Source organism: Corallococcus sp. CA047B (assembly GCF_003612065.1).
Lineage (GTDB): Bacteria > Myxococcota > Myxococcia > Myxococcales > Myxococcaceae > Corallococcus > Corallococcus praedator.
This window is the reverse complement of record NZ_RAWD01000674.1, coordinates 1-984: the sequence shown is the minus strand read 5'-3', so window position 1 is coordinate 984 and position 984 is coordinate 1. Positions and strand designations below refer to the sequence as shown.

The window sequence follows — 984 nt, the reverse complement described above, 5'->3', positions numbered from 1 at the left end:
GAGAGGGAGGGGAGGGGGCCGAGGAGGCGAGTCCGGGCTTGAGGCAGCGGCCAGGAAGGAGCGGACACCGCGAGTGGACTGGGCCGAGTCGCGCAGGAGGACGTTCGACTTCGACGTGTTCGCTTGGATGAGGTGGGGAGGCAGGCGGCGGGGCTTGGCGTCCCGGGTCCACTCCTCTTCATCCTCAGACTTCCTCGTCAGGTAGAAGCGTGCGGAGCAACTCATCGTCGGGACCGAGCGGACGCCAGCCGGGCGGCGGCGGGGTGGCAAGGAGCGCATCGCTGGCTTGGTCTACGCGCTCTTGATGGGTTTCCGGTGTGTAACCACTCCATCGACCGAGTGCTATGGCAACGTCCATACGGGTTCCGTCGTCCATCACGGTCGGCCAGCCGTCAGGGAAGTCGTCGGACAACTCGCGCACGAGCACATCGCGCACAAGACGTGTGACTTGCCTGCGCTGCTCTGCCTCTGCAAGCAGCCCGCTGAACACCTGCACCGCGGCGACATCGTCTTCACCAAGCTCGTCGGCCAACCTATGTAATGGAACGGCAGGGCGCGCCTCCGCAAAGGCGGTGAGCGTGTCGTAACCACGCTCGCGGACCCGCTCATACAGGCGGGCTCTCACGTCGCCCGCCCACGGATGCCGAGCGCTCATGGGCCCCTCCAGGAGACGAAGTTCATTGGGAGCTTATAGTCCTTCATGTGCTTTGCGACGAGCTTCAGGACGGCATCCCGCGTCAGCATCCGGCCGGCTCGTGCATCGGCTTTGAGTAACTCGTGCATAAGAGACTGGTTCCATTCACCGGGCCATGTGCGACCCAACTTCCAGTTCCCCCCGCCGTGAATCGCCTCATGGTGGGCCTGCTCCAACCGGATGCAGAACTGGTCAATGTCCATGTCGCCCTTGAAGCCGCGCTGCTCGAACCACTCGCGGTGCTCTTGCGGCAGCACATGGTGTTTCGGAGCGTCCGACATGCCCGCCCC

At 64.5% G+C, this 984-nt stretch carries 2 protein-coding genes; both read right to left on the bottom strand.

Annotated features, from left to right (window positions below):
• Positions 1–184 precede the first annotated feature (184 nt).
• Positions 185–655, bottom strand: a complete 471-nt coding sequence (locus D7X74_RS42090) for an NUDIX hydrolase (RefSeq protein ID WP_120538481.1) — start codon at positions 653–655, stop codon at positions 185–187.
• The coding region (locus D7X74_RS42085; protein WP_120538480.1) for a DUF2380 domain-containing protein at positions 652–984 on the bottom strand (333 nt) is incomplete at its 5' end. The genes D7X74_RS42085 and D7X74_RS42090, both read right to left, overlap by 4 nt.

Coding starts and splice junctions, on each gene's coding strand:
- D7X74_RS42090 (WP_120538481.1), bottom strand. CDS start 655: ATGAGCGCTCGGCATCCGTGGGCGGGCGACGTGAGAGCCCGCCTGTAT.